Raw genomic sequence first — 3,601 nt, 5'->3', positions numbered from 1 at the left:
TTACCATGGCTCTTGGGAAAGAAGGGCCGCAGCCGCGCCATCTGTGCCTCCGTCAGCCAGAAAAGGTTGCTCATCGTTCAGTCTCCTTGCGGAGGCTGAATCACGCTGCCAGCGCAAGATCAATGGGTCCTGACCCTAGGGCACAGTCACCGCTGAATTCACGTCAAGGTTGCGATGCGACCACCTTCTGCAATCCGTGACCTCTGCCTGGTCATACCGCAGGAAGGGGGAATTTTTGCCGATCCGCGTCAGATCTCTGGAAAGGCTTGAACTTGCGCGGAATATTCCCGCAACTGATGCGAACGACTTAAGGCCGCGACCGACCCATGACCAATGCTTTTGCCTTCGCCGACCCATCCTCTGCCGCACGACCCCTGCATATCTTGCGGCCCGAGGAACTGGCCACCTTCCTTGCGGGACCGGGTCAGCCCTGGACCGGCTGGCTGACGGCAACCGGCTTCGAGGCCGGACTGGGCGAGTTGCGGTTGCTGCCCTCGGCTGATGGCGGGGTGGCCGGGGCCGTCGTGGGCTATGGCACCGCCCAGGCCCGGCGGCGGCTGCGTTTCGGGCTGGCGAAGGCCATAGCCGCCCTGCCCGAGGGCGACTGGCGACTGGAAGGTCAGCTTGACCCGGCCGAACGGGTCGAGGCTGCGCTGGCCTGGCTGTTGTCGGGCTACCGCTTTGACCGTTACCGCCCGAAGAAGAAGCCCCCCACCCTGCCCCGGCTGATCTGCCCCGAAGGGCTGGACGCCGCCCGCCTGATCGCGATGGCCGAGGGCGAGGCGTTGACCCGCGACCTGATCAACACCCCGGCCGAGGATATGGGCCCGGCGAAACTGGAGGCGGCGTTCCTGGCGCTGGCAGCGGAATTCGGCGCGCAAACGGATGTGATCCGGGGCGACGACCTGCTGGCGCGGAACTTCCCGATGATCCATGCCGTCGGCCGCGCCAGCCCCCGCGCTCCACGCCTGCTGGACCTGCGCTGGGGGACCAAGGGGCCGCAGCTGACTCTGGTCGGCAAGGGGGTCTGCTTTGACACGGGCGGGCTGAACCTGAAACCCTCGTCGGGCATGAACCTGATGAAGAAGGACATGGGAGGGGCCGCCACGGTGATGGGCCTGGCGCGGATGATCATGGCGCTGAACCTGCCCGTCCAACTGCGCGTTCTGGTCCCGGCGGTGGAGAATCTGGTTTCCGGCAATGCCTTGAAGCCGAAGGACATCCTGACCAGCCGCAAGGGCCTGACGGTCGAGGTGAACGACACTGACGCCGAAGGGCGGCTGGTCCTGGCCGATGCCCTGGCCTATGCGTGTGAGGGGGCTCCCGACCTTCTGGTCAGCATGGCGACGCTGACTGGGGCGGCGCGGGTGGCGGTGGGGCCGGACCTCGCGCCCTACTACACCGACGACGACGGGCTGGCCGCAGCGCTTGAGGCGGGGGCGAAGGCCGGGTTCGATCCGGTCTGGCGGCTGCCGTTCCATGACGCCTACGAGACGGTGATCGAGCCGGGCATTGCCGACCTCGACAATGCTCCGGGCTTCGGCTTTGCCGGGTCGATCACGGCAGCGCTGTTCCTGCGCCGCTTTGTGGATGTGCCGCGCTATCTGCATTTCGACATCTACGGCCACACGCCCAGCGACCAGCCGGCGCGGCCGAAGGGTGGGGTCGGCCAGGGCGCGCGGGCGCTGCTTGGGGGCTTGGGGACCATGTTGGCGCTATAGGGTCCGTCACAAGCGGGCCGGGGTAGGGAACGAGTTGGAGAGCACGTGATGGACAGACGGCTGACGCCCTATTCAGGACGCGTGGCGCATGTCTCGCTTAGCGGAGAGGTAAATGCCCCCCTGACCGAGGGGCTGCAGGCCCAGGTCATCGTGCCGGTGGCGAACCTGCGGGCCACCCCCGGAGGGGCGCGGGACCGGCAGCTTCTGTTGGGCGAAGCGGTGACAGTCATCGACCGCGACAAGGGCCATGCCTTCGTGATGGCGGCCAAGGACGGCTATTGCGGCTGGATGGCCGAAAGCGACCTGGGCCAGGGACCCGCCCCGACCCATTGGGTCGCGGTACCCGGGACGCATCTTTACACCGAACCGCAGGTGCAGGCGCCCGAGAAGGCGGCGCTGAGCCTTGGCTCGCGGCTGGCGATGATCGGGTCCTGGGGCGCCTGGGCCAACACGCCGCATGGTTATGTCCCGATCCGCCACCTGCGTCCCTTGGGCGAATGGGCCGACGACCCGGTGACGGTGGCGGAAAGCCTTTTGGGAACGCCGTACCTCTGGGGCGGCAATTCGCGCATGGGGCTGGATTGTTCGGGTCTGGTGCAGCTGGCAATGCAGGCCTGCGGCAAGCCCTGTCCGGGCGACAGCGACATGCAGATGGCCCTTGGCCGGAACCTGCCCGCCAGCGAGGCGATGCGGCGCGGCGATCTGGTCTTCTGGAAGGGCCATGTGGCGCTGGTGGTCGACAAGGACCGCCTGATCCACGCGAACGGGCATACGATGTCGGTCGCTTATGAAGGCATCCGCGACAGCGTCGCGCGCATATCCGCCGGCGGCGGGGGGCTGGTTCTGGCACGACAAAGGATGTGACCGGACCGCTCGTCGTTTGACTGCGTCACTCCTCGCTGCGCCATGCCCCTGCGACGAGAAGACGAAGTCGCACGAGGAGCCTATCCTCAGACCGGGCCGATCAGCCGCTTTTCCAGCACCTTCAGGACCTGATCCAGATCGTGCCCCCGACGCAGGACCTGGCCGTCCATGCCGACCACGGCATAAAGCCCCTGTCTGGCCCGCAGTTTCGGGCGCTTTTCGATGCGATACAGCGGGGTTTCGGCGGTGCGGCGGAAGATCGCGAAGACCGCAAGGTCGCGCATCGCGGCAATGGCGTAGTCGCGCCATTCCCCGGCGGCGACCATCCGGCCATAGACGCGCAGGATCTGACCCAGCTCCTTGCGGTCGAAGCTGACCTGATCCGGGACCTGGCCGGACTGCGGAAACGGGATCGGCGCTTCGGCGTTCATCGGCAAAGCTTACCCGCTTCGCCCTTCAAATCAACCGGGAAACCCGTCAGCCAGGCGGTAGAACCCCGTCTCCATCCCGCGCCAGTTGCTTTGCACGCCCGCCATGCGCTTGACCGCCGCCGGGTGCGCGGGGTTTAGGACGCCGATCTTCGCCAGCAAAGCCGCCACTGCCGCCTCGGACGCGCGATAGCCGCCGTCCAACACTTTCAGCGCGATGCCAAAGCCCTTTTCCGGCACGATGGCGATATAGACCGCCTCGGCCCCGCCCTTGATCGCGACGCGCCCGTCCATCGCCCGCATGAGCTCGGTGCAGGCCTGGCCTTCACCCGAGATCAGATGCGGATGCGCCGCCATCGCGCGGGTCAGCCGGTGCATCGCGCCCTCGCGCGCGCCGTGGCCTTCGCGGGCCGTGGCGAACTTCGCCATCCCGCGGGCCAGAGCGCCGACCGACATCGCGAAATTCGGGGCCGAGCAGCCGTCGACGCCCCAGCCGGCCGTCGTCTCCTCGGTCACTTCCTCGGTCGCGGCGCGGATGGCCTTTTGCAGCGGGTGGTCGATCTCGATGTATTCCGGCCCGGCCTTCAG

4 protein-coding genes are annotated in these 3,601 nt (G+C 67.3%); 2 read left to right on the top strand and 2 right to left on the bottom strand.

All coding sequences use genetic code 11. The annotated features are described in order from the left end of the window. Nucleotides 1-326 precede the first annotated feature (326 nt). Together U1E69_RS20195 and U1E69_RS20190 are read left to right on the top strand one after the other, a co-directional pair. On the top strand, nucleotides 327-1,721 hold the full coding sequence (locus tag U1E69_RS20195; protein ID WP_322246208.1) for a leucyl aminopeptidase family protein: 1,395 nt from the start codon (nucleotides 327-329) through the stop codon (nucleotides 1,719-1,721). A 48-nt stretch (nucleotides 1,722-1,769) separates the two neighbouring features. Then, nucleotides 1,770-2,585, top strand: coding sequence for an NlpC/P60 family protein (locus U1E69_RS20190; protein ID WP_322246207.1), 816 nt, complete (start codon nucleotides 1,770-1,772; stop codon nucleotides 2,583-2,585). Between the two features lie 86 nt (nucleotides 2,586-2,671). Here the strand turns inward: U1E69_RS20190 and U1E69_RS20185 are convergent, their stop codons facing one another. Together U1E69_RS20185 and U1E69_RS20180 are read right to left on the bottom strand one after the other, a co-directional pair. After that, nucleotides 2,672-3,016: a DUF2794 domain-containing protein gene (locus U1E69_RS20185; RefSeq protein WP_322246206.1), complete on the bottom strand. Its 345-nt coding sequence runs from the start codon at nucleotides 3,014-3,016 to the stop codon at nucleotides 2,672-2,674. Nucleotides 3,017-3,046: 30 nt separating this feature from the next. Continuing rightward, nucleotides 3,047-3,601 (bottom strand): asparaginase (locus U1E69_RS20180; RefSeq protein WP_322246205.1); only part of this gene is annotated, 555 nt, incomplete at its 5' end.

This window comes from Tabrizicola sp., from assembly GCF_034366665.1.
Lineage (GTDB): Bacteria > Pseudomonadota > Alphaproteobacteria > Rhodobacterales > Rhodobacteraceae > Tabrizicola.
The sequence above is the reverse complement of the archived record's forward strand: the minus strand, read 5'-3'. Positions and strand labels throughout refer to the sequence as shown.

Bases quoted from the DNA above. Each gene is read 5' to 3' on its own strand.
- U1E69_RS20195 (WP_322246208.1), top strand. From the start codon at position 327: ATGACCAATGCTTTTGCCTTCGCCGACCCATCCTCTGCCGCACGACCC.
- U1E69_RS20190 (WP_322246207.1), top strand. From the start codon at position 1,770: ATGGACAGACGGCTGACGCCCTATTCAGGACGCGTGGCGCATGTCTCG.
- U1E69_RS20185 (WP_322246206.1), bottom strand. From the start codon at position 3,016: ATGAACGCCGAAGCGCCGATCCCGTTTCCGCAGTCCGGCCAGGTCCCG.